This is a genomic window from Mesorhizobium sp. BR1-1-6 (assembly GCF_020165355.1).
Taxonomy (GTDB): domain Bacteria; phylum Pseudomonadota; class Alphaproteobacteria; order Rhizobiales; family Rhizobiaceae; genus Mesorhizobium.
This window is the reverse complement of the sequence record NZ_JAIUHZ010000011.1, coordinates 89,907-113,014: the sequence shown is the minus strand read 5'-3', so window position 1 is coordinate 113,014 and position 23,108 is coordinate 89,907. Positions and strand designations below refer to the sequence as shown.

Annotated in this window: 19 protein-coding genes and 2 pseudogenes; 14 read left to right on the top strand and 7 right to left on the bottom strand. The window is 63.2% G+C overall.

Going from position 1 to position 23,108, the window contains the following annotated elements; translation table 11 throughout:
- Nucleotides 1-175 precede the first annotated feature (175 nt).
- The 4 genes from LB545_RS20795 (at nucleotide 176) to hydA (ending at nucleotide 4,824) form a co-directional block, all read left to right on the top strand.
- Nucleotides 176-1,504: an aspartate aminotransferase family protein gene (locus LB545_RS20795; protein ID WP_140521238.1), complete on the top strand. Its 1,329-nt coding sequence runs from the start codon at nucleotides 176-178 to the stop codon at nucleotides 1,502-1,504.
- A 112-nt stretch (nucleotides 1,505-1,616) separates the two neighbouring features.
- Nucleotides 1,617-2,057: an endonuclease domain-containing protein gene (locus LB545_RS20790; RefSeq protein WP_140495124.1), complete on the top strand. Its 441-nt coding sequence runs from the start codon at nucleotides 1,617-1,619 to the stop codon at nucleotides 2,055-2,057.
- Complete coding sequence (locus LB545_RS20785) at nucleotides 2,058-3,308, top strand: Zn-dependent hydrolase (RefSeq protein ID WP_224705757.1); 1,251 nt, start codon at nucleotides 2,058-2,060, stop codon at nucleotides 3,306-3,308.
- A gap of 64 nt (nucleotides 3,309-3,372) precedes the next feature.
- Nucleotides 3,373-4,824, top strand: a complete 1,452-nt coding sequence (gene hydA / locus LB545_RS20780) for a dihydropyrimidinase (RefSeq protein WP_140557476.1) — start codon at nucleotides 3,373-3,375, stop codon at nucleotides 4,822-4,824.
- Nucleotides 4,825-5,152: 328 nt separating this feature from the next.
- Here the strand turns inward: hydA and LB545_RS20775 are convergent, their stop codons facing one another.
- Entirely contained in the window at nucleotides 5,153-5,557 is a 405-nt protein-coding gene (locus LB545_RS20775; protein WP_140495129.1) for a cupin domain-containing protein, read from the bottom strand.
- A gap of 130 nt (nucleotides 5,558-5,687) precedes the next feature.
- Here LB545_RS20775 and LB545_RS20770 point away from each other — a divergent pair, with 130 nt between their 5' ends.
- The 5 genes and pseudogenes from LB545_RS20770 to LB545_RS20750 all read left to right on the top strand — a co-directional run bounded on the left by LB545_RS20770 (nucleotide 5,688) and on the right by LB545_RS20750 (nucleotide 10,519).
- Nucleotides 5,688-6,479, top strand: coding sequence for an ABC transporter ATP-binding protein (locus LB545_RS20770; protein WP_140516662.1), 792 nt, complete (start codon nucleotides 5,688-5,690; stop codon nucleotides 6,477-6,479).
- Nucleotides 6,480-6,846: 367 nt separating this feature from the next.
- Complete coding sequence (locus LB545_RS20765) at nucleotides 6,847-7,725, top strand: ABC transporter permease (RefSeq protein ID WP_140557479.1); 879 nt, start codon at nucleotides 6,847-6,849, stop codon at nucleotides 7,723-7,725.
- On the top strand, nucleotides 7,722-8,876 hold the full coding sequence (locus LB545_RS20760; RefSeq protein WP_140580026.1) for an ABC transporter permease: 1,155 nt from the start codon (nucleotides 7,722-7,724) through the stop codon (nucleotides 8,874-8,876). The genes LB545_RS20765 and LB545_RS20760 overlap by 4 nt, the downstream gene beginning before the upstream one ends.
- 37 nt (nucleotides 8,877-8,913) lie before the next feature.
- Complete coding sequence (locus tag LB545_RS20755; RefSeq protein WP_140495139.1) at nucleotides 8,914-9,885, top strand: ABC transporter substrate-binding protein; 972 nt, start codon at nucleotides 8,914-8,916, stop codon at nucleotides 9,883-9,885.
- 184 nt (nucleotides 9,886-10,069) lie between these two features.
- Nucleotides 10,070-10,519 (top strand): annotated as a pseudogene (locus tag LB545_RS20750) (CHRD domain-containing protein).
- A gap of 87 nt (nucleotides 10,520-10,606) precedes the next feature.
- On the opposite strand, the gene LB545_RS20745 reads toward LB545_RS20750, so the two are convergent.
- The 3 genes from LB545_RS20745 to LB545_RS20735 form a co-directional block, all read right to left on the bottom strand.
- Complete coding sequence (locus LB545_RS20745) at nucleotides 10,607-12,256, bottom strand: thiamine pyrophosphate-binding protein (protein WP_140557500.1); 1,650 nt, start codon at nucleotides 12,254-12,256, stop codon at nucleotides 10,607-10,609.
- Complete coding sequence (locus LB545_RS20740) at nucleotides 12,253-13,425, bottom strand: CaiB/BaiF CoA transferase family protein (protein ID WP_140557502.1); 1,173 nt, start codon at nucleotides 13,423-13,425, stop codon at nucleotides 12,253-12,255. The genes LB545_RS20745 and LB545_RS20740 overlap by 4 nt, the downstream gene beginning before the upstream one ends.
- Nucleotides 13,426-13,505: 80 nt before the next feature.
- The gene (locus LB545_RS20735) at nucleotides 13,506-14,438 is read right to left on the bottom strand and encodes an alpha/beta fold hydrolase (RefSeq protein ID WP_140559507.1); all 933 of its coding nucleotides are present in this window, start codon (nucleotides 14,436-14,438) and stop codon (nucleotides 13,506-13,508) included.
- Between the two features lie 187 nt (nucleotides 14,439-14,625).
- Here LB545_RS20735 and LB545_RS20730 point away from each other — a divergent pair, with 187 nt between their 5' ends.
- From LB545_RS20730 to LB545_RS20715, 4 genes are all read left to right on the top strand, one after another.
- A complete protein-coding gene (locus tag LB545_RS20730; RefSeq protein ID WP_140557505.1) occupies nucleotides 14,626-15,633 on the top strand; it encodes a ribonuclease T2 family protein in 1,008 nt (335 codons plus the stop codon).
- A gap of 173 nt (nucleotides 15,634-15,806) precedes the next feature.
- Nucleotides 15,807-17,456: an energy-dependent translational throttle protein EttA gene (gene ettA / locus LB545_RS20725; RefSeq protein ID WP_224705755.1), complete on the top strand. Its 1,650-nt coding sequence runs from the start codon at nucleotides 15,807-15,809 to the stop codon at nucleotides 17,454-17,456.
- Between the two features lie 82 nt (nucleotides 17,457-17,538).
- Nucleotides 17,539-18,354, top strand: coding sequence for a trans-aconitate 2-methyltransferase (gene tam / locus LB545_RS20720; protein WP_140559508.1), 816 nt, complete (start codon nucleotides 17,539-17,541; stop codon nucleotides 18,352-18,354).
- A 217-nt stretch (nucleotides 18,355-18,571) separates the two neighbouring features.
- Entirely contained in the window at nucleotides 18,572-19,693 is a 1,122-nt protein-coding gene (locus LB545_RS20715) for a beta-ketoacyl-ACP synthase III (RefSeq protein WP_140559509.1), read from the top strand.
- 15 nt (nucleotides 19,694-19,708) lie between these two features.
- On the opposite strand, the gene LB545_RS20710 is transcribed toward LB545_RS20715, so the two are convergent.
- A complete protein-coding gene (locus tag LB545_RS20710; protein ID WP_140557515.1) occupies nucleotides 19,709-20,275 on the bottom strand; it encodes a methyltransferase family protein in 567 nt (188 codons plus the stop codon).
- Nucleotides 20,276-20,455: 180 nt separating this feature from the next.
- On the opposite strand from LB545_RS20710, the gene LB545_RS20705 reads away from it, so the two are divergent.
- The gene (locus LB545_RS20705; protein WP_140557517.1) at nucleotides 20,456-21,082 is read left to right on the top strand and encodes an MOSC domain-containing protein; all 627 of its coding nucleotides are present in this window, start codon (nucleotides 20,456-20,458) and stop codon (nucleotides 21,080-21,082) included.
- Between the two features lie 48 nt (nucleotides 21,083-21,130).
- On the opposite strand, the gene LB545_RS20700 is transcribed toward LB545_RS20705, so the two are convergent.
- Nucleotides 21,131-21,970: an SDR family oxidoreductase gene (locus LB545_RS20700; RefSeq protein WP_140557518.1), complete on the bottom strand. Its 840-nt coding sequence runs from the start codon at nucleotides 21,968-21,970 to the stop codon at nucleotides 21,131-21,133.
- 135 nt (nucleotides 21,971-22,105) lie between these two features.
- Nucleotides 22,106-23,063: pseudogene (locus LB545_RS20695) on the bottom strand (aminotransferase class IV).
- Between the last annotated feature and the right edge of the window lie 45 nt (nucleotides 23,064-23,108).

The window sequence follows — 23,108 nt, the reverse complement described above, 5'->3', positions numbered from 1 at the left end:
TTTCCCCGGCCTGTGGAACGCACTTCAGGAGCCGCATTTCCGCTAGTAATCCCTTGACCGCCGACAGGGCGGTGCTAACGTTTGTCCAATCGGTCAAAAATTTGCGTAGCACGAAAGCGCGGCAAAGACCAAGCGTTGGACGTACCGAAACAGGTTACAAGGGGAAGTCTTGGTCATGTCCAACCGGCTGAAAGTCACGCCGAACGATCTCAGTGCATTCTGGATGCCGTTCACGGCAAACCGGCAGTTCAAGCAGGCGCCGCGCATGTTCGTGTCCGCCAAGGACATGCACTACACGACCAGCGATGGCCGCAAGGTGCTGGACGGCACCGCCGGCCTCTGGTGCGTCAATGCCGGCCATTGCCGGCCCAAGATCACCGAGGCGATCCAGCAGCAGGCCGCCGAGCTCGACTACGCTCCGGCCTTCCAGATGGGCCACCCGATCGTGTTCGAACTGGCCAACCGCCTGGTCGACGTCGCGCCGAAGGGCATGGATCACGTGTTCTTCACCAATTCCGGTTCGGAATCGGTCGAGACCGCATTGAAGATGGCGATCGCCTATCACCGCGTGAAGGGCGAGGGCTCGCGCACCCGTCTGATCGGACGCGAGCGCGGCTATCACGGCGTCAATTTCGGGGGCATCTCGGTCGGCGGCATCGTCACCAACCGCAAGATGTTCGGCACGCTGCTCGGCGGCGTCGACCATATGCCGCACACCCACCTGCCGGAGAAGAACGCCTTCTCCAAGGGCGTGCCGGAACATGGCGCGGAGCTTGCCAACGAGCTGGAGCGCATCGTTGCGCTCCATGACGCCTCGACCATCGCGGCCGTCATCGTCGAGCCGGTCGCTGGCTCCACCGGCGTCATCCTGCCGCCCAAGGGCTATTTGCAGAAGCTGCGCGAAATCTGCACCAAGCACGGCATCCTGTTGATCTTCGACGAGGTCATCACCGGTTTCGGCCGTCTTGGCGCGCCGTTCGCGGCCGATTATTTCGGCGTCACGCCTGATATCATGACCACCGCCAAGGGCGTTTCCAACGGCGTCATCCCGATGGGCGCGGTGTTCGTGAAGAAGGAAATCCACGACGCCTTCATGACCGGCCCCGAGCACATGATCGAGTTCTTCCACGGCTACACCTATTCGGGCAATCCGATCGCCTGCGCCGCGGCGCTCGGCACGCTCGACACCTACAAGGAAGAGGGCCTGCTCACCCGCGGCGAGGAACTGGCGCCCTATTGGGAAGACGCGCTGCATTCGCTGAAGGGCGAGCCGCATGTCATCGATATCAGGAACATCGGCCTGATCGGTGCGATCGAGCTGGCGCCGATTGCCGGCAGCCCGACCAAGCGGGCCTTCTCGGCCTTCGTCAAGGCGTTCGAGCGCGGCGCGCTGATCCGCACCACCGGCGACATCATCGCGCTGTCGCCGCCGCTGATCATCACCAAGGGCCAGATCAACGAACTGATCGATCATGTGCGTGAGGTACTGAGGTCGATCGATTGAAGAACTGGGCGCGGATATCCCTCCCCCTCGAGGGGAGGGTGGCCGCGAAGCGGTCGGGTGGGGTCGGTGCGACGGGGTGCCGACCTGATCTGTTGCCGCGAGGCTGCCGTTGATGCCCCGCACTCGCGTGAGCTACGAAATGCGCCAAAAGGCGCGCGCGCTTCGAGTTCACGCAACCAGGGGTGAATCCTTGCTCTGGTATGAACTGCGCGAGCTGAAATCGGCCGGCATCAAGTTTCGTCGTCAGTGTCCGATCGGGCCTTATATCGTTGACTTTGCCTGCCTCGCCGTGAAGCTGATCGTTGAAGTTGATGGCGATCTGCACGAACACGAGAAGGGCAAGCGGCATGATGCCGTTCGTGATGCCTATCTGCGCTCGCTCGGCTTTGATGTCTTTCGCGTCGATGAGCCCGATGTCATAAACAACCCTTGGCATGTTGCGCAGGTGGTCAAAGGGAAGGTCGAGCGCATGTCCGGCGACCCCACCCGACCGCTTCGCGGCCACCCTCCCCTCAAGGGGGAGGGGAACGCCACGCAATTGGAGAGGTTTTGAATGGCCGCACCCGGCGAGAATCTGCGAATCAATTCAGACCGTTTGTGGGATTCCATCATGGAGATGGCGAAGATCGGCCCCGGCATTGCCGGTGGCAACAATCGCCAGACCGTGACCGACGAGGACGGCGAGGGCCGGCATCTGTTCAAGCGCTGGTGCGATGCCGCCGGGCTCGAAATGGGCGTCGACGAGATGGGCACCATGTTTGCCAGGCGCGAAGGCGCCGACCCCAGCCTGCCGCCGGTCTATGTCGGCAGCCATCTCGACACGCAGCCGACCGGCGGCAAGTATGACGGCGTGCTCGGCGTGCTCGGCGGCTTGGAAGTCGTGCGCTCGCTCAATGATCTCGGCATCAAGACCAAACATCCGATCGTGGTCACGAACTGGACCAACGAGGAGGGCTCGCGTTTTGCCCCGGCGATGATGGCGTCCGGCGTGTTCGCCGGTGTGCTCGACCAGGCCGACGTCTACGAGCATACGGACAAGAACGGCAAGAAATTCGGCGAGGAACTGGAGCGTATCGGCTGGAAGGGCACGGAGAAGGTCGGCGATCGCAAGATCCACGCCTTTTTCGAACTGCATATCGAGCAAGGGCCTATCCTCGAGGACGAAGGCATCGACATCGGCGTCGTCACCCATGGACAGGGGCTGAAATGGCTGCAGGTGACGCTGACCGGCAAGGAGGCGCATACCGGCTCGACGCCGATGCCCAAGCGCCGCAATGCCGGGCTCGGCATGGCGCGCGTGATCGAACTGGTGCACGAGATTGCCATGGACTACCAGCCGGACGCCGTCGGCGCGGTCGGCCACATGGAAGTCTATCCGAACTCGCGCAACATCATCGCCGGGCGCACGGTCTTCACCATCGACATCCGCTCGCCGGAGAAGGAAGTGCTCGACGCCATGGATGGGCGCATCCGCGAAGGCATCGACACGATATGCGAGGCGCTCGACATCCAGTACAAGATCGAGCAGGTCGGCCATTTCGATCCGGTCACCTTTGACAAGGGCTGCGTCAAGGCGATCCGTGATGCCGCCGACCGGCTCGGCTACACGCACCGCAACATCGTCTCGGGCGCGGGCCACGACGCCTGCTGGATCAACCGCGTCGCGCCGACCGCCATGGTGATGTGCCCCTGCGTCGACGGTCTCAGCCACAACGAGGCCGAGGAGATCTCCAAGGAATGGGCGGCGGCAGGAGCCGACGTGCTGTTCCATGCCGTGGTGGAGACAGCGGTCATCGTGGAGTAAGCTGGAAAGCTGGATTTCCAAACGCTGCTCGCAAGAAGCGCGAAGGAACAAGGGAACGAGAAAAATGACCAAAGTCATCAGAAACGGCACCATCGTTACCGCCGACCGCACATGGAAGGCCGACGTGCTGATGCAGCACGGCAAGATCGTCGCCATTGGCTCCGACCTACACGGCGACCATGAGTTCGACGCCACCGGCTGTTATGTCATGCCAGGTGGTATCGATCCGCATACTCATCTCGAAATGCCGTTCATGGGCACCTATTCGGCCGACGATTTCGAGTCCGGCACGCGCGCGGCACTAGCCGGCGGCACGACGATGGTGGTCGATTTCTGCCTGCCGTCGCCGCAGCAGTCGCTGCTCGAGGCCTTGCAGATGTGGGACAACAAGACCTCGAAGGCGTCCTGCGATTATTCCTTCCACATGGCGATCACCTGGTGGGGCAAGCAGGTGTTCGACGAGATGGCCACCGTCGTCGACAAGGGCATCACCTCGTTCAAGCATTTCATGGCCTACAAGGGCGCGCTGATGGTGGACGACGACGAGATGTATGCGTCGTTCCAGCGCTGCGCCGAGCTCGGCGCGCTGCCGCTGGTGCATGCCGAGAATGGCGACGTGGTTGCGGCGCTCTCGCAGAAGTTGCTTGCCGCCGGCAACAATGGCCCGGAGGGGCACGCCTATTCGCGCCCGCCGGAAGTGGAAGGCGAGGCGACCAACCGCGCCATCATGATTGCCGACATGGCCGGCGTGCCGCTCTACGTCGTGCATGTTTCCTGCGAGCAGGCGCACGAGGCCATCCGCCGGGCGCGTCAGAAAGGCATGCGGGTGTTCGGCGAGCCACTGATCCAGCACCTGACGCTGGACGAGAGTGAGTATTTCGACAAGGACTGGGACCATGCGGCGCGCCGCGTGATGAGCCCGCCCTTCCGCAACAAACTACACCAGGATTCGCTGTGGGCCGGCCTGCAGGCGGGATCGTTGCAGGTGGTGGCGACCGACCACTGCGCCTTCACCACGGACCAGAAGCGCTTCGGCGTCGGCAATTTCACCAAGATCCCGAACGGCACGGGCGGCCTCGAGGATCGCATGCCGGTGCTGTGGACCAGGGGCGTCAACACCGGGCGGCTGACGATGAACGAATTCGTCGCCGTAACCTCGACCAACATCGCCAAGATCCTCAACATGTACCCGAAAAAGGGCGCCATTGTCGAAGGCGCGGATGCCGACATCATCGTGTGGGACCCCAAGCGCAAGAAGACGATTTCTTCGAAGAAGCAGCAGTCGGTCATCGACTACAATGTCTTCGAAGGCGTCGAAGTGACCGGCTTGCCGCGCTTTGTCTTCTCGCGTGGCGAATTGTCGATCGAGGAGACCGAGGTGAAGGCCAAGCCTGGCCATGGCCAGTTCGTCGGCCGCGAGCCGAACGCGGCGGTCAACCGGGCACTGTCGACCTGGAAGGAGATCACCGCGCCGCGCAAGGTGGAGCGGACAGGCATTCCGGCGACTGGGGTTTGAGTTTGCGCAGCTCGAAAAGCGCCAAGAAACTGATGATCGCCGACAAGGACGGCACCGTCTGCGGGGAAGTTTCCCGGTGCCGATGATTGCCGAAGTTGGTGCTGCCCCTCATCCGCCTGCCGGCGCCTTCTCCCCGTATAGGGACGGGGAGAAGGGAACTGAACGCAATCTTGGCGCCCTTTCCGGCAACGCTGGAAATTGGCGAAATCCTTCGCGAAATCGTCCTTCTCCCCGTCCCGATACGTGGAGAAGTGCCCGGCAGGGCGATGAGGGGCAGCGCAAACCTCAAGCAATTGGCCGATGGGCGCCTAGCCCCGCAAGGCCGGCTTCAGGCGACCAATGCATCCAGTTCCGGCAGCAGGACGACGCTTTCCTGCTCTTTGGGATCGGTGCGGGCAATGACGGCCGAAGACGGGGCCCCACTCAGATTGGCGGGCAGATGCGGCACGCCGGCCGGAATGTAGAAGAGGTCGCCGGCTTTGGCGACGATGTGGTTCTCAAGCCGGTCGCCGTACCAGGTATGGACCTCGCCGGAGAGCACGTAGATCGCCGTTTCATGGTTCTCATGCAGATGCGCCTTAGCGCGGGCGCCGGGCGGCATGGTGAGCACATGCATGCAGATACCAGATGAGCCGACCGACTCGGTGGCGATACCGGCGAAATAGGTCAATCCCTGCTTGCCTTCATAAGAGCTTTCAGGGCGGATAAGATGGCAAGTGGGTTGAGGCGACATCGGGGAAACTCCGGGCGTCGAATGAGTGGAACAAGACCAATGGGACTGGGCGAGTGGAAAACAACATCGCGATAGAAGCAATCGGAATCGGGCCGGCACTAAAGGGGCAGGAACAGGCAGGCCGCGGCCGATGACGGGGATTTCGCCAGCCGTCGTCGCGGCAAGCAAGCTTGGCCTGACCTTTCAGACCAATGACGGGCCGGTACAGGCGCTGTCCAATGTCGACCTGACCATCGGCAAGGGTGAGTTCGTTTCCTTCATCGGGCCGTCGGGCTGCGGCAAGACGACCTTGCTGCGGGTCATCGCCGATCTTGAGAAGCCGACCTCGGGGACCATTTCGGTCAACGGCATGACAGCAGAACAGGCGCGCGAGAAACGCGCCTACGGCTATGTCTTCCAGGCCGCCGCCCTGTTTCCCTGGCGCACCATCGAGCGCAACGTCGCGCTGCCGCTGGAGATCATGGGTCTGTCCGGGGCGGAGCAGGGAGAGCGGATCAGGCGCACGCTCGATCTCGTCAACCTTTCCGGCTTCGAGAAGAAGTATCCTTGGCAGCTTTCCGGCGGCATGCAGCAGCGCGCCTCGATCGCTCGCGCGCTCGCCTTCGATGCCGACCTTCTGTTGATGGACGAGCCGTTCGGCGCGCTGGACGAGATCGTGCGCGACCATCTCAACGAGCAATTGCTGCAATTGTGGGCGCGCACCAACAAGACCATCTGCTTCGTCACGCACTCCATTCCCGAGGCGGTGTATTTATCGACGCGCATCGTCGTCATGTCGCCGCGCCCGGGCCGCGTCAGCGACGTCATCGAATCGACGCTGCCGAAGGAGCGGCCACTCGATATCCGCGAGACGCCGGAGTTCCTGGCGATCGCCGCACGGGTGCGAGACGGCTTAAGGGCAGGGCACAGCTATGATGATTGAGCGGGGGCAGGATGGACTCGCGGCAGCGCCCCGAAAGGCGCCTCCACCTCACGAAGGAGCGGCCACCTACGCCTTCGTCATTCTAGGGCGGAGTAGCCGCGAAGCGGCATACGTAGACCCTAGGATCCATGCCGTGACGCCTGCCGAAAGGCGCAAACAGTCGAGAATATTCGGCAGGCTAAGCGGCGCGGAGGGAGCCATATTCCGAATGGTCGCGGAGCGGAGAGGTAACGGCATGGATTCTAGGGTCTGCGCCGCGTCGCTTCGCTCCTTGCTTCGCCCTAGGATGACGAAGGCAAGGGCCCCCGACCTCCGCTTCGCTCCGGCCACCCTCTCCCCGGTGGGGAGAGGAGAAGGGCGGCGCTAGATGGACACCTTCCGCTCAAAGGTCATCCCGGTAACCTCCATCCTCGCCGGCGTGGTCGTACTCTGGTACGTCTTCGCCGTCATACTCAACACGCCGTTCCAGCGCGATCTCGACCAACGTGCCAACGAAACGCCCGGCACCGTCGAGTTCATCGGCAAGACGCTCTCGCAGCCGAAGCCGACGCTGCCGGCGCCGGACCAGGTGGCGGTGAACTTTTTCGAGAACACGTTCCTGCGCAACGTCACTTCGAACCGCAGCCTGGTCTACAATGCCTGGGTGACGCTGTCCTCGACGCTGCTGGGCTTTGCCTTCGGCACGGCGCTCGGCATCATCATCGCGGTGGGCATCGTACATGTGGCGACGCTCGACCGCAGCCTGATGCCATGGATCATCGCCTCGCAGACCATCCCGATCCTGGCGGTGGCGCCGATGATCATCGTGGTGCTGGCGGCGATCGGCATCACCGGCCTGATCCCGAAGGCGATGATTTCGACCTATCTGTCGTTCTTCCCGGTGACGGTTGGCATGGTGAAAGGCCTGCGCTCGCCCGAGATCATGCATCTCGACCTGATGCACACCTACAATGCCAGCCGTGCACAGACCTTCTGGAAGCTGCGCGTGCCGGCCTCGGTGCCGTTCCTGTTCACCTCGATGAAGGTGGCGGTGGCGGCCAGTCTGGTCGGCGCCATTGTCGGCGAACTGCCGACGGGCGCCGTCGCCGGCATCGGCGCCAAGCTGCTCGCTGGCGCCTATTACAGCCAGTCCATCGACATCTGGTCGGCGCTTGTCGCGGGCTCGATCGTGGCCGCGCTGCTGGTCATGGTGGTCGGCATTGCCGGGCGCCTCGTCGACCGCGCCATGGGCGGGAGGCCGGCATGAACCGGCTGAAGCCTTCCTGGCAGGCTGTGCTGGCCATCGTGCTGTGCCTGATGGCGGTCGCACTCGGCGCCATGTCGAAGCCGGAAGCGGCGGCGCTAGCGGACCCGACAACCAGCGCCAACTATCCCTATCTCGGAACGAAGGGCCTGATGTTTGGCCTTGCCATGCTGACGGCCCTGGTCTCGATGATCAGGATTTCGCGCTTTGTGGAAGCGGTCGTACTGTTCGTCGGCGCCCACCTCGTCGCCTGGCTGCTGATCTCAGGTATCGCTGGTTTCGAAGGCACGGCACTGGCGCCGTATTTCGTGCTGCTCACGGCCGCCTGGCTGCTTGGCTGGCGCTGCGTCGCGGTGCTATCGGGACTGCACCCCACCGCAAGCTGGATGCGCACGGCGCTGCGCCTGATCATCCCCGCCATCTTCGGCGCCTGGATCCTGATCATCTGGGAAGCGGTGACGCGTGGCGCCGGCATCCCGTTCATCCTGTTGCCGCCGCCGAGCGCCATCGGCGCGCGCATCGCCAGTTCGCTGCCGATCCTTGGCGCCGATGTCCGGCAGACCATCTTCAAGGCTGTTATCTTCGGCTATATCGTGGGCAGCGGCGCCGGCTTTGTCACGGCCATTCTCGCCGACCGGGTGCCGTTCCTGCGGCGCGGCCTGCTGCCCATCGGCAACATGGTCTCGGCGCTGCCGATCATCGGCGTGGCGCCGATCATGGTGATGTGGTTCGGCTTCGACTGGCAGTCCAAGGCGGCTGTCGTCATCATCATGACCTTCTTCCCGATGCTGGTGAACACCGTCGCCGGTCTGGCCGCGTCCGGCCATATGGAGCGCGACCTGATGCGCACCTATGCGTCGGGCTACTGGCCGACGCTTATCAAGCTCAGGCTGCCGGCCGCCGCTCCCTTCATCTTCAACGCGCTGAAGATCAACTCGACGCTGGCGCTGATCGGCGCCATCGTCGCCGAGTTCTTCGGCACGCCCGTCGTCGGCATGGGCTTCCGCATCTCGACCGAAGTCGGACGGATGAACATCGACATGGTCTGGGCCGAAATCGCAGTTGCAGCCCTTGCGGGTTCGGTCTTTTATGGTGTGGTCGCTCTTGTCGAAAGAGCCGTCACGTTTTGGCATCCCTCTGTCCGTGGTGGATAGGGGCGGTGGGTTTGGGCACTAACTCCAGAGGGAAAAAATGAAAAGACTGATTGTTCCTGTACTGGCCGGCGCGATGTCGCTGGCCGCGTTCCAGGCAATGGCCGCCGACAAGGTGACGTTGCAGCTGAAATGGGTCACGCAGGCCCAGTTTGCCGGCTATTACGTCGCCAAGGCGAAGGGCTTCTACGAGGCCGAGGGTCTCGACGTCGACATCAAGCCGGGCGGTCCCGACATTGCGCCCGAGCAGGTGATCGCCGGCGGCGGCGCCGATGTCATCGTCGACTGGATGGGCGGCGCGCTGGCAGCCCGCGAAAAGGGCGTGCCGCTGGTCAACATCGCCCAGCCGTTCAAGAAGGCCGGCATGGAACTGGTCTGTCCGAAAGACGGCCCGATCAAGACCGAAGCCGACTTCAAGGGCCACACGCTCGGCGTCTGGTTCTTCGGCAACGAATATCCGTTCTACGCCTGGATGAACAAGCTTGGCCTCAAGACCGATGGCGGCCCGGACGGCGTCACCGTTCTCAAGCAGAGCTTTGACGTGCAGCCGCTGATTCAGAAGCAGGCGGATTGCATCTCGGTCATGACCTACAATGAATATTGGCAGCTGATCGACGCCGGCTACAAGCCGGAGCAACTCACCGTGTTCAACTACTCGGCGATGGGCAACGACCTGCTCGAGGACGGGCTTTATGCCTCGGAGGACAAGCTCAAGGATCCGGCCTTCGAGGACAAGATGGTGCGTTTCGTGCGCGCCTCGATGAAGGGTTGGAAATACGCCGTCGACAACAATGACGAAGCGGCGGAGATCGTCATGGATGGTGGCGGCCAGGACGAGAATCACCAGAAGCGTATGATGAGCGAAGTCGCCAAGCTCATCGACAATGCCGACGGCAAGCTCGACCCGGCGACCTATGAGCGTACCGCCAAGGCGTTGCTCGACCAGAAGATCATCACCAAGGAGCCGAAGGGCGCCTATACCACCGCGATCACCGACAAGGCGATCAAGTAGGCCTCAAAGCGGCCTCGTGACGGGGCTTGATGGACGATGTTGGAGGGGCGGGCGACCGCCCCTTTTTCATGCGGCCAAATCACAAAAGCGTGTGCCTGGATACATTGGGGCGGCCGAGCGTTGCGTCGGAGGCATGCGCGTGCGGGGAGCCACGGCGGATGCTACAGCCAATCGGAGGTTCTTCATGCGCACACAGACCGTCTTGCCGACGCTTTCGGCGCTGGCCATTTCGACCGCTTTCCTGTTCGCGTCGCCGGCCCTGGCCGACATGATGAAGTTCAAGGCGACGCTCGATGGCAGCCAGCAGAGCCCACCCGTTACCACCAAGGGCAAGGGAACCGCCACATTCACCTTTGACACCGCCAAGAAGAAACTCAGTTGGAACGTCAAATACTCCGGCCTCAGCGGGCCGGCGACGGCCGCACATATTCATGGCCCGGCCGCGAAGGGGGAAAATGCGGACCCCGTAATCCCGTTCAAAAAACTCAAGAGCCCGATCAAGGGATCGGCGACATTGACCGATACGCAGGTGACCGATCTGGAAGCCGGCAAATATTAAATCAACATACACACCGCGGCCAACAAGGACGGCGAGATCCGCGGTCAGATCGAAAAGGCGGCGGCGTCGATGTAACGCGACGTCGCTCGGGGCGCGCGCCCGTATTTGCTTGCGAAAGCTTTGCGGGACAGCGCCGCCCTTTCTCCTGCCGGAAACCGACTTTCAGGCCTTGTCTCTTATCTGCGTCATCGTTCGGGTCGGGGTGATTGCCTCCGGATCGAGCCGGATTTCGACGATTGCCGGCTTGCCGCTGGCGCGAGCACGCTCGAAGGCAGGGGCGAAGTCGGCGGTTTTCTCCACCGTTTCGCCATGGCCACCATAGGCACGCGCCAGGGCGGCGAAGTCCGGATTCTTGAGGTCCGTGGCCACCACCCGCCCGGGGTATTCACGCTCCTGGTGCATGCGGATGGTGCCGTAGATGCCATTATTGACGACGATGACGATGATCGGCAACCCGTATTGTACGGCGGTGGCGAATTCCTGCCCGTTCATCAGGAAGCAGCCGTCGCCGGCGAAAGCGACTACGGTGCGATCCGGATAAAGCGCCTTGGCCGCTACCGCCGCCGGCGTTCCGTAACCCATCGAGCCTGAGGTCGGCGCGCCCTGTGTGGCAAAGCGGCGGAAGCGATGGAAGCGGTGCACCCACGTGGCGTAGTTGCCGGCGCCGTTGGTCAGGATGGCATCGTCGGGCAGCACCGTTTCGAGATAGGTCATGATCGGCCCCATCTGGACGGCGCCCGGACCGCTTTCCGGTGGGGTCGACCAGTCGAGATAAGCGGCATGGAGCTTTGCCGTCTCCGCCGCCCAGCCCGGCGATGCCGGTCCCTTCCGTTTGGCGAAGGCGCGCACGAAGGCGGCGGGCGAGGCATTTATCGCCAGCGTTGGACGGTAGACGCGGCCTAGTTCGCCGGCATCGGGGTGGACATGGACCAGCGTCTGGTCAGGGTAGGGGCTCTTCAGCAGCGTATAGTCCGAGGACGGCATCTCGCCCATGCGGCCGCCGATCAGCAGCACCAGATCGGCCTGCTTGATTGCTGTCGCCAGCTTCGGGTTGATGCCGATGCCGACATCGCCGGCATAGTTCGGGTGCAGATGATCGAACAGCATCTGGCGGCGGAAGGAGCAGCCGACCGGTAGCGACCACGCCTCGGCGATGCGGGTGATTTCCTGAACAGCCTGGAAATCCCAACGTGTGCCGCCCAGGATCGCGATCGGTCGTTTGGCGGCATTGAGCAGCGCCTCGAACCGGTCGAGTTCGGCTTCGGCGGGGCTGGTCTCGACCGGGGTGTAGGCGATCGCGGCCGGTGCATCGACGACACTGGTCAGCATGTCTTCCGGCAGCGAGATGACGACGGGACCTGGGCGTCCGGAGGTCGCCACGGCAAAGGCGCGGGTGACGAATTCGGGAATACGCGACGCATCGTCGATCTCTACCACCCATTTTGCGATGTCGCCAAAGAACCTGACATAGTCCACTTCCTGGAAGGCCTCGCGCTGCTTGGCGTGGCTGGCGACCTGGCCGATGAACAGGATCACGGGAACCGAATCCTGCATGGCGATATGGATGCCGGCGGAGGCATTGGTGGCGCCGGGGCCGCGGGTGACGAAGCAGATACCGGGTTTGCCGGTCAGGCGGCCTTGGCAGTCGGCCATCATGGCGGCGCCACCCTCCTGGCGGCAGACGATGGTGCGGATCGCCGAATCGTGCAGCGCGTCGAGCACCGCGAGGTAGGATTCGCCTGGCACGCAGAAGATACGGTCGGTGCCGTTGGCCTCGAGCGCGTCGACGATCAATTGTCCGCCGGTTTTCATTTTGCTCTCTCCAGTTCGGCAAGGATTTCGTCAGTATGTTCGCCCAGGCGGGGCGAGGGGCGCTCATAGACGAGCGGTGTTTGGGACATGATCATCGGTGCGCGAACCGAGGGCAGAAGATTGCCATGGCCGTCGTCGAGATCGAGCCGCATGCCGCGCGCGATCGCCTGCGGGTCGGCGAACATCTGTCCGATCGTGTTGATCGGGCTCGCCGGCACGCTGGCCGCTTCCAGCTTGGCCAGCAGCGGGTCGCGATCCTTGGTCTTCAGCGCCTCGACGATCCGCTCGCGTAGCGCCGCCCGGTTGGCGACGCGGGCCGGATTGGTGGCGAAATCGGGATTGCCGGGCAATTCGTCCAGCCCGACCACCGCGCAGAACCTGGCGAACTGGCCGTCATTGCCGACCGCCAGGATGATGTGACCGTCCCGGACCGGCAGCACCTCGTAGGGCGCGATGTTCATATGCGCGTTGCCCATCTGCACAGGCGACTTGCCGGAGACGAGATAGTTGAGGTTCTGATTGCCGAGCGCCGAGATTTGGGTGTCGAACAATGCCATGTCGATGTGCTGGCCTTCGCCGGTTTTTTCGGCGTGGCGAAGGGCCGCCTGGATGGCGATGACGGAATAGAGGCCAGTGAAGATGTCGGAGATGGCGACGCCGGCCTTCTGCGGCTCGCGTCCCGCCTCGCCGGTGATCGACATCATGCCGGCCATGCCCTGGATGATGAAATCGTAGCCGGCGCGCGGCGCGTAAGGACCGTCCTGGCCGAAGCCGGTGATCGAGCAATAAACGAGGCGCGGATTGATCTTGTGCAGGCTCTCGTGGTCGAGCCCGTATTTCTTCAAGCCGCCAAGCTTGAAGTTTTCGATCAGCACGTCAGACGTTGCCACCAGCCGGCGCACGGTTTCGGCGCCCTCCGGTGTCGAAAAATCGATGGCGATGGAGCGCTTGCCGCGATTGCAGGAATGGTAATAGGCGGCCGACAGGTTCTCGCCATCCTTGCCCATTACGAAGGGCGGGCCCCATTTGCGGGTGTCGTCGCCGCCGTCAGGGCTTTCGACCTTGATGACGTCGGCGCCGAGATCAGCAAGCAACTGCCCGGCCCAAGGCCCGGCAAGGATGCGGGCGAGTTCGACGACGCGGACGCCTTTCAGCGGGGGCTCAGCCATAAATCACCAGAATTGGTCGGAACCAAAGCCTCTATCAACAGAGATTGCCGCTGTCACGGCTCTTGCAATGGGCCAACGCTTCATCGCGTCAGGATCGTCTCGGCCCATGCCGCGAAATCGTCCATGACGATGTCGCGATTCACCTCGTTCAGGCTTTCGTGGCGGGTCTCGCTGTAAACCTTTGAAACGAGATTCGAAAAGCCCATTTTGCGCATGCGTCCGGCAAGCTGGATGATCCCTTTGCCATAATCCGAGGCAGGGTCTTTTTCGCCCCCCACGACGCTGACGGACAGGTCGCGCCGAACGCCGGCAAAAGCTGCGTCCCTGCCGCCATTGAGCGCCATCTGGACGACATCGCGCCACATCGACACTGAGGCGTCCCAGCCGCATAGCGGGTCGGCGATGTATTTGTCGACCTCGGCCCCGTCGCGTGACAGCCAGTCGAACAAGGTCCGGTGGTTGGGCACCGCCTTGCCCCAGGCCTGGAAGGTGAGCTTCGGCAGCAGGCGCGATGGGACGTCCGAGCCGAGCCGCATCCTTTCCCATGCAAGGATGCCGAGCGCCACCTGCCCGAGCAGGCCAGCTGAAAAATTGCCATTCCAGATGGCGGCGGCGTGAACGCGGTTCGAATGGGCCAGGAGAAAGTTCAGCGCCACGGACGCGCCCATCGAATGGCCGAACAGGATGACGGGCAGGCCCGGCTGCTCCCTGGCGATGAGATCATGGATGGCGCCGACATCGGCGATGACCTTGGCGGGGCCGTCCTCATGCGCGAACCTGCCCAGCGGTGCGTCGGGCGCCTTCGTTGCGCCATGGCCGCGATGATCGTGAACATAGACGCTAAAGCCGCGCGCGCCCAGGAAATCGGCAAAACGATCATAGCGCGCCGCATGTTCTGCCAGACCGTGATTGATCTGGATGACGGCGCGCGGATGGCCGTCGGCCTGCCGGACCAGAAGATTGAGGTCGGCGCCGGTCGGCGAACGGACCATGCGCTGCTGGCTGAATGACATTCAGTGATTTCCACCCTGGCCCGCCTCGGTGGCGCCGGCCTTGTTTGCGCCGGGGCCGGTTCAGCGTCAATCCGCCATTCCGGATTTCTCGCGATGATGTTTCTTGCATCTGGCCGGTGGAATATCGCAATTCTGACATGGAGACAGCTTCAGTCTGTCGCCCACCTTTTTCATCCAGGGATTCCCCATGCGCATTGCTGTTGTTTTCGGATTGGCCATGTTGGCGGCATCGTTAACGGGTGCGGCCCATGCCGACGTCAGGATGAGTGGCACCTTCGTTGCCGACGCCTCCTGTCCGGCGACGCAAGCCATCAAGAACGGCAAGAATCCCGGCAATGTCTCGACTGATGCCGGACAGAGCTATCAACTGCTGGCGGGCAACAAGGATGCGCCGACGCACTATCTCATTCTGGTGCCGGGCGCAGATCCGGATCGGCGCTGGGTGAAGGTCAGTTGCGGACATCTCTCCGGCAGCAGCGCAGCAACGCTGCCGGCGACCCCCGGCGGGCAGGGCAAGCCGGCGGCGTCGGGAAAACCCGAATATGTCTTCGCGCTGAGCTGGCAGCCGGCTTTTTGCGAGACCAAGTCCAGCAAGAGCGAATGCAAGGCACAAAACCCGAATGAATTCGATGCCAGCAACTTCACCTTGCACGGCCTGTGGCCGCAGCCGAACGGGAACTTCTATTGCCAGGTACCGGCCAGCGACAAGGCCAACGACAGTCCGGCGCACTGGAAGGATCTTCCGCCTGTCAATTTGGACGCCGGCACGCGCGCGGAACTCGACAAGGTTATGCCGGGCACCGCTTCGCAGTTGGAGCGGCATGAATGGATCAAGCACGGCACCTGCTACGGCAAGAACCAGCAGGAGTATTTTTCCGACGCACTCGGCCTGATGCGCGCGGTGAACGGCTCAGCGGTGCGCGATCTCTTCGCCAAGAACATCGGCGGCAAGCTGACGGCGGACCAGATCCGCGGCGCCTTCGACCAGGCTTTTGGCGCCGGCGCCGGCGATCGCGTGCGCGTCTCCTGTGTCATCGATCCGTCGAGCGGCCGGCGGCTGATCGGAGAGTTGACGCTTGGCCTTGCCGGTCCGATCGGCCCAAACAGCTCGCTCAAGGACCTGCTGCTGGCCTCGGTGCCGACCAACAAGGCCGGTTGCCCGACCGGAACCGTCGACGCAATCGGGTTCCAGTAGGTCCTGAGCTCATTCCAGCCGGCAGGCAGGCCGGGGCGCCAACGCCCGTTGTTGTGCGGCCTGTGATCGGTTCGATGCGGCGAAAGCGATTGCCGTTCGGCTCCGCATCGCCTACATAGCGGCCAACCTCCATTCAGATCGACAAATCAGTCAGTTTTTCAGGGAAAGCGCGCGTGGCACGCCAGTTCATCTATCACATATCAGGCCTGTCAAAGGCCTACGGCACCAAGAAGGTGCTCGATAACGTTCATCTGTCCTTCTACCCGGACGCCAAGATCGGCATTCTCGGTCCTAACGGTTCGGGTAAGTCGACCATCCTGCGCATCATGGCCGGGCTCGACAAGGAGTTCCAGGGCGAGGCGTGGCTGGCCGAAGGCGCCACGGTCGGCTACCTGGCGCAGGAGCCGCAGCTCGACAACAGCAAGACCGTGCGTGAAAACGTCATGGACGGCGTCGGCAGGAAGACCGCCATCATCGAGCGCTACAACGAATTGATGATGAACTATTCCGACGAGACGGCAGACGAGTCGGCCAAGCTCCAGGACGAGATGGATCGGCTCAACCTTTGGGACCTCGAGCAGCAGGTCGAGATGGCGATGGACGCGCTGCAGTGCCCGCCGGCCGGTTCCGAGGTGACCAATCTGTCGGGCGGCGAGCGCCGCCGCGTGGCGCTGTGCCGGCTGCTCCTGGAACAGCCCGACCTGCTTTTGCTCGACGAGCCGACCAACCATCTCGACGCCGAGACCACGGCGTGGCTCGAAAAGCACCTGCGCGACTATCCGGGCTCGGTGCTGATCATCACCCACGACCGCTACTTCCTCGACAATGTCACGGGATGGATTCTCGAGCTCGATCGCGGCCGTGGCATCCCTTACGAGGGCAACTACACCAAATATCTCGACGCCAAGGCCAAACGCCTGATCCAGGAAGGCCGCGAGGACGACGCCCGCCAGAAGTCGATCTGGCGCGAGCGCGAGTGGATCCAATCCTCGCCGAAGGCGCGCCAGACCAAGTCCAAGGCCCGTATCAAGGCCTATGAGGAACTGGTCGAGCAGTCGCAGAATCGCAAGCCGACCGACACGCAGATCGTCATTCCGTCGGGCGAGCGCCTCGGCAATGTCGTCATCGAGGTTGAAGGGCTCACCAAGGGCTTCGGCGATGAGCTTTTGATCGAGGACCTGTCGTTCAGGCTGCCGCCGGGCGGCATTGTCGGCGTCATCGGCCCGAACGGCGCTGGCAAGACGACGCTGTTCAAGACCTTCACTGGCCAGGAAAAGCCTGATGCGGGGTCGATCCGCATCGGCGAGACGGTCAAGCTCGGCTATGTCGACCAGAGCCGTGACGCGCTGGACCCGAACAAGACGGTGTGGGAAGAAATCTCCGGTGGCGCCGAAGTCATCAAGCTTGGCAAGCACGAGGTCAACAGCCGCGCCTATTGCTCGTCCTTCAACTTCCGTGGCGGCGATCAGCAGCAGAAGGTCGGCAACCTTTCGGGCGGCCAACGCAACCGAGTGCATCTGGCCAAGATGCTCAAAGGCGGCGGCAATGTGCTTTTGCTCGACGAACCGACCAACGACCTCGACACCGAGACGCTGAGCGCGCTCGAAGACGCGCTGGAAGCCTATGCCGGCTGCGCTGTCATCATCAGCCACGACCGCATGTTCCTCGATCGCATGGCGACCCACATGCTCGCCTTCGAGGGCGACGCGCATGTCGAATGGTTCGAAGGCAATTTCGAGGAGTATGAGAAGGACAAGGTTCGCCGCCTGGGCGCGGAGGCGGCGGCCCCGCACCGCATGACGCATAAGAGGCTGACGCGGTAAGGGCCGTTATTGCAGTGGCGGTTCCGGGTCGGCGACGACGGGATCGTCATCCAATTGGGATAGCCGGCTTGTCGCGCCGGTCATGGAAGGTGGCAACCGCCGCGAGGTCTTACCGTTGAACAGCCCAGCAAAGCCCGATTGGTCCGCCGCCCAATATTTGAAGTTCGAGGACGAGCGCACGCGTCCTGCGCGCGACTTGGTGGCGCAGGTGCCGGTCGACTTCCCCCGCAGGGTTGTCGACATAGGCTGCGGGCCGGGCAATTCGACGGAGCTTCTGGTCGCGCGCTGGCCGGATGCACAGGTGAGCGGCTTCGACACGTCTCCCGACATGATCGAGAAGGCTAGGGCACGCCTGCCCAATGTCAGCTTCGACCTTGCCGATGCCTCGACATGGGCGCCGGCTCAACCGGTCGATGTGATCTTCGCCAATGCCGTGTTCCAGTGGCTGCCGGAACATCCTGATGTCTTCCAGCGGCTGATGGGGTTTCTTGCGCCCGGCGGCGCGCTCGCCGTGCAGATGCCAGACAATATGGGCGAGGATTCCCACAGGCTGATGCGCGAGACCGCCGCCGAAATGCCGTTCGCAGCCAAGCTGAAAGGGGCGGCGCGCGCGCCGCTGCCGCCGGTGTCGTTCTATTATGATCTGTTGTCGCCACTCTCGGACCGGCTCGACATCTGGCACACGGTCTATAACCATCCGCTGGCCGACGCCGGGGCGATCGTGGAATGGGTGAAGTCGACGGGCTTGAAGCCTTTTGTCGACCCGCTCGATGCGGACGAGAAGATGCTGTTCCTCGAAAGCTACACGGCCAGGATCGCCAAGGCCTATAACAAGACCGCAAATGGCAAGGTGCTGTTGCGTTTCCCGCGCATTTTCATTGTCGCCAAGCGGGCTTGAACGACAACGTCGATGAGGAGCCGGGGCAGTTCGTGTGCAGCCGCGACGGTGCATGCTGGAACAACTCACAGACTAACACCAAACTGTGCGCATGGTGAGGGGACGTGGGAACCGGTTTAAGCTGGCATAAACCGGCTCAATGCGACAAGGGTTGCGCCGGGCCTCCCTTACGCCCACATCAAAGCCCCTGAACGCCTGCGGATGGGACGGACTGGACATGCATCGCGTCATCATCAGCGGTATCGGCGTCGAAATCCCCGAGCCAGAGATCAGCAATGAGGAACTGGTCGCCAGTTTCAACAGCTGGGTCGACACGGAAAACGCGCGCCGGTCGGGCACGGACCAGCCGCTGCTGCAGAAATCGGACAGCGACTTCATCGTCCACGCCTCGGGCGTGCGCAGCCGTCATGTGATCGAGCGCGAAGGCATACTCGACCCGACCCGTATGGCGCCGCGCATTCCCGCACGGCCGGACGATGCGCTGTCGCTGGAGGCCGAGTTCGGCATCGCTTCGGCCCGCAAGGCGCTTGACCATGCCGGGTTGCTGCCCTCCGATATCGACCTAGTGATCTGCTCGGCCTCGCACCACCAGCGGCCCTATCCTGCGATCGCCATCGAGATGCAGCAGGCCCTGGGCACCAAGGGGGCGGGCTTCGACATGGGGCTCGGCTGTTCCTCTGCCGCGGCAGCATTGCACATGGCGGTCAATCTCGTGCGTGCGGGCGCCCACAAGCGCATCCTAGTGACGACGCCCGAGATCATCACCGGCCATCTCAATTTCCGCGACCGGCAGACGCATTTCATCTTCGGCGACGCCTCGGTGTCGATGGTGGTCGAAGGGCTGGCACTCGGCGAGAAACGGCCGGGACGTTTCGAAGTGCTCGACACGCGCATCTGGACGCAGATGTCGAACAACATCCGCACCAATCTCGGCTACCACACCCGCACCGCACAGGACGATCCCTACAGGATCGATCTGGAGGGCAATCTGATCAAGCAGGTCGGCAACAAGGTGTTCAAGGAAGTCACCGTCGCTGGGCACAAATTCATCGTGGAGTTCCTGGCCGAGCACGGCCTGACGCCGCAGGCGGTGCGACGCTTCTGGCTGCACCAGGCCAATGCGCGCATGAACGCCATGATCCTGAAACTCTCATTCGGCCACGAGGTCGATCATGACCGCGCGCCCATGGTGCTGGAGCGTCTCGGCAACACGGCGGGCGCCGGCGCCATCGTCGCGCTGTCGGAGAACCATGCCGACATGAAGGCGGGCGACTTCGGGCTGATCTGCGCTTTCGGCGCGGGGTATTCGATCGGCGGCGCGCTGCTGCGGATGCTGTAGGACGCGCTTGCCGCTTCAGGCCGGCGAAAAGGGAACGAGCATCGGCACGCGGCGCGCGTAATCGTCATAGGCGGGCCCAAGCTCGCCGCGCAGGAAACTTTCCTCCAGCCTCGCCTTGATGACGATCCCGACAAGCAGCAGGGCGGCGCCCGCGACGCCCCATACCGTGCCCTTGACGGCCATGGTGGCGAGGACCGAAAGCAGCAGGCCGGTATAGATCGGATGACGGACAAGCGCGTAAGGGCCGGTGTCGATGATGCGATGATCGGCCTTGGCCGTTACCGTGCTGGACCACAGCCGGCCGAGATGCAGGCGGGCCCACCATGCACAGGCGATGCCGATGGCGATCAGGGCGACGCAAATCCAGGCTTGGGTGAGCGTCGGCGTCCAGAGCCGAAGCCGACCCACATAGCCGTGCGCCGGAACGAACAGCAGGACGGTACCGGCGAGCCAGAGAACCCGATATCGCGCCTCCGCCCTGAAATCCGCCCGCTTGCGCACGGGATCGGCCCATGATGCGGCAAGGATCCACGATACCAGCCAGAACAACCAGAGCGCGGCAACGGCGTGTCCCACCTGCATGACCCGAACCTCCTCCCGATCTGGCGCCATCGTCTATGCCCGCGGCGCGGCGGCAATGCGGCGCGCTGAGGACGGCAACGGCGTTTCCGGTAAGAAAGTCGTGATCGGCATCAAACGGCGTGATCGGATCATCAGCGCTTTCGACTGGACCGCGTTGCGGAGGGCCTCTAGACGAGACTGATGCAGGAAACCAACCTCGACCTTTTTCCGGCGGACCTGACGGTCGACATCGTGCCGGGCCGCAAGCTGGCGGCAAGAGCGGCGGCGCTCTATGCCGCTCCGTTCGACCATTTCGAAACCAAGGCGGTCGAGGAATTGCAGTTGGGCTTCGACGGCATAGCGGGCGATTTTCATGCCGGGATAACGCGACGCTCCGGCGGGCGCGAACCCTGGTATCAGCGCGGCACCGAGATGCGCAACGAGAGACAATTGTCGCTGGTGTCGGCGGACGAACTCGCGCTGGTCGCCGAACGCATGGGCCTCAAGGAGATCAAGCCTGAGTGGATCGGCGCCAATTTGCTGATCGAAGGGATACCGCATCTTTCGATGCTGCCATCCGGCTCGCTGCTGTTCTTCAAGGGCGGCGTGACGGTCAAGATCGATGCCCAGAACAAGCCATGCCGCGTCGCCGGACACTCGATCTCCGAGCATGTCCGGGCGGCGGACCGCGACGCCACCGCGCTGCTCTTCCCGAAAGCCGCCAAGCGGCTGCGGGGCCTTGTCGCCTGGGTCGAGAAGCCCGGCGTCGTCAGGTCCGGCGAGGAAATCTCCGTGCGGGTGCCCGAGCAGTGGATTTATCGCGCCTGACGAGGCAGCCACGCCGCCGCTCGAAACGGCGTGGGCTGAGTGATCCGACTAGGCGTTGCGGTTCTTGTTGGCGCCTTGCGCCATGACCGAGACGTGGTCCCACTTTTCCCACGTGGCGATGCGATTGGCGTATTCCTGTTTGATCATCGGCAGCCCGCCGTCGCCAAAGAATACCCTGAGAGGCGGCTCGGCCGCGTCGACGATGGCCAGCATCGCCGGTCCGGTGGCCTCGGGATCGCCGGCCACGGCGCGACTGCGGCGCTCCGCCATGGCGGCGCGGACGGGCGCATAAGCGTCAAGCGCTTTCGAGACCTTTGCAGACGGACCGGCCCAGTCGGTGGAGAAGCCGCCGGGCTCGACCAGCGTGACATGGATGCCGAACTCGGCGACCTCGAGGCTCAGCGACTGGCTGAAAGCTTCCAGCGCCCATTTCGAGGCGTGGTAGAGGCCAAGCGAGGCGAAGGCATTGACGCCGCCGATCGAAGAGATCTGGATGATGTGGCCGGAGCGCTGCGCCCGCATGATCGGCAAGGCGGCCTGGGTGACCCACAGCGCGCCGAACACATTGGTTTCGATCTGGTCGCGGGCTTCCTGCTCGCTGACCTCCTCGATGGCGCCGAAATGGCCATAGCCGGCATTGTTGACGACGACGTCGAGCCGGCCAAAGCGCTTGTGCGCCCCGGTGATTGCGGCATCGACGGCTTTCTTGTCGGTGACGTCGAGCTTTATCGCCGCGATGTTGTCGCCATACTTCTCGACGAGATCGGCGAGTGTGCCGGCATCGCGGGCGGTTGCCGCGACGCGGTCGCCGCGAGCGAGCGCGGCCTCGGCCCAGACCCGGCCAAAACCTTTCGACGATCCGGTGATGAACCAAACCTTGTTTGTCATGATGAAGTCCTTGCCCGTGCAAGCTGGAATTTTTTCAGAGATAAGTGGAGGCCTCTCCGCTTTGTGCCATATACGGTGCGTCCCGCGACTTTCCAGAGGCGGTGGCGGAATTATTTGGACGGGAGCGGCGACCGGTCAGGGGTAGCGTACAGCGCTCGACCAAGGCCGGATCCTTATGCTTGTCCCAATAGAGCGCCATCAGTCGGCCGGTAATCGCGCCGGGCCTGCCGTCCGCGACTGGGCTGCCGTCGATCATCGTGACCGGCATGATGCCGCCGGCGGTAGAGGTGATGAAGACCTCGTCGGCCTCGCGCAATGCCGCGACACTGACGTCCGCCGGGGTGGCGAAGAGGCCTTCCAGCGCACAGAGATCGAAGACAGTGCGGCGGGTTATGCCGGGTAGCACGCCGATCGCCGGCGTCGAGAGCTTGTTGTCCTTGATACAGAAGACGTTGAAGCCCGGACCTTCGGCGACATTGCCATTGAAGTCGAGAATGAGCGCTGTCTCGGCGCCGCGGTCATAGGCATCGTAAAGGCCGTGCACCAGGTCGAGCCAGTGGTAGTTCTTGATCGCCGGGTCGATCGAGGCCGGCGGAATGCGCACCTTGTCGCTGATGGCGACATTGAGGCCGCGCTGTAACTGCTCGGGATTGGCGACCGAGCCGAACGGCACGGCAAACGCCATGAAGCGGTTGATCGCCTGGCGCGGATCGCGGCTGAAAATAGGGGAAGCGCCGCGCGTGCACAGCATTTCGACATAGGCGGCGCTGTGTCCCGACAGTGCCACGCAATTGTGCAGGATCTCCGTCACGCCATCGCGGTCGAACGGGATCGTCATGCGCAATTTCTCCAGTCCGCCGAAGAAGCGGTCGAGATGCAGGTCAAGCCGGAAGAAGCAGCCGTTCCAGACATGCACCGTGTCGTAAGTGGCATCGGAATGCAGGAATCCCCAATCCAGCACCGAGATCTTGGCCTGCGACATCGGCAGGTACTGGCCGTCGAGGAAGGCGATGCCGTCGGGATAAGCATGCGGGTCGACGTGGCGGTCGCTCACCACAGGCAGCGGCCGTGTATCCTGTGCGGTCTGGCTCATCGGCACCTCCTTGCATCACAGGCTATCGGTGTCAGGCAGAGGGCA

Excerpts from the sequence above, each read along its gene's own strand:
- LB545_RS20795 (WP_140521238.1), top strand. The coding sequence starts at position 176 with ATGTCCAACCGGCTGAAAGTCACGCCGAACGATCTCAGTGCATTCTGG.
- LB545_RS20790 (WP_140495124.1), top strand. The coding sequence starts at position 1,617 with ATGCCCCGCACTCGCGTGAGCTACGAAATGCGCCAAAAGGCGCGCGCG.
- LB545_RS20785 (WP_224705757.1), top strand. The coding sequence starts at position 2,058 with ATGGCCGCACCCGGCGAGAATCTGCGAATCAATTCAGACCGTTTGTGG.
- hydA (WP_140557476.1), top strand. The coding sequence starts at position 3,373 with ATGACCAAAGTCATCAGAAACGGCACCATCGTTACCGCCGACCGCACA.
- LB545_RS20775 (WP_140495129.1), bottom strand. The coding sequence starts at position 5,557 with ATGTCGCCTCAACCCACTTGCCATCTTATCCGCCCTGAAAGCTCTTAT.
- LB545_RS20770 (WP_140516662.1), top strand. The coding sequence starts at position 5,688 with ATGACGGGGATTTCGCCAGCCGTCGTCGCGGCAAGCAAGCTTGGCCTG.
- LB545_RS20765 (WP_140557479.1), top strand. The coding sequence starts at position 6,847 with ATGGACACCTTCCGCTCAAAGGTCATCCCGGTAACCTCCATCCTCGCC.
- LB545_RS20760 (WP_140580026.1), top strand. The coding sequence starts at position 7,722 with ATGAACCGGCTGAAGCCTTCCTGGCAGGCTGTGCTGGCCATCGTGCTG.
- LB545_RS20755 (WP_140495139.1), top strand. The coding sequence starts at position 8,914 with ATGAAAAGACTGATTGTTCCTGTACTGGCCGGCGCGATGTCGCTGGCC.
- LB545_RS20745 (WP_140557500.1), bottom strand. The coding sequence starts at position 12,256 with ATGAAAACCGGCGGACAATTGATCGTCGACGCGCTCGAGGCCAACGGC.
- LB545_RS20740 (WP_140557502.1), bottom strand. The coding sequence starts at position 13,425 with ATGGCTGAGCCCCCGCTGAAAGGCGTCCGCGTCGTCGAACTCGCCCGC.
- LB545_RS20735 (WP_140559507.1), bottom strand. The coding sequence starts at position 14,438 with ATGTCATTCAGCCAGCAGCGCATGGTCCGTTCGCCGACCGGCGCCGAC.
- LB545_RS20730 (WP_140557505.1), top strand. The coding sequence starts at position 14,626 with ATGCGCATTGCTGTTGTTTTCGGATTGGCCATGTTGGCGGCATCGTTA.
- tam (WP_140559508.1), top strand. The coding sequence starts at position 17,539 with ATGGAAGGTGGCAACCGCCGCGAGGTCTTACCGTTGAACAGCCCAGCA.
- LB545_RS20715 (WP_140559509.1), top strand. The coding sequence starts at position 18,572 with ATGCATCGCGTCATCATCAGCGGTATCGGCGTCGAAATCCCCGAGCCA.
- LB545_RS20710 (WP_140557515.1), bottom strand. The coding sequence starts at position 20,275 with ATGCAGGTGGGACACGCCGTTGCCGCGCTCTGGTTGTTCTGGCTGGTA.
- LB545_RS20705 (WP_140557517.1), top strand. The coding sequence starts at position 20,456 with ATGCAGGAAACCAACCTCGACCTTTTTCCGGCGGACCTGACGGTCGAC.
- LB545_RS20700 (WP_140557518.1), bottom strand. The coding sequence starts at position 21,970 with ATGACAAACAAGGTTTGGTTCATCACCGGATCGTCGAAAGGTTTTGGC.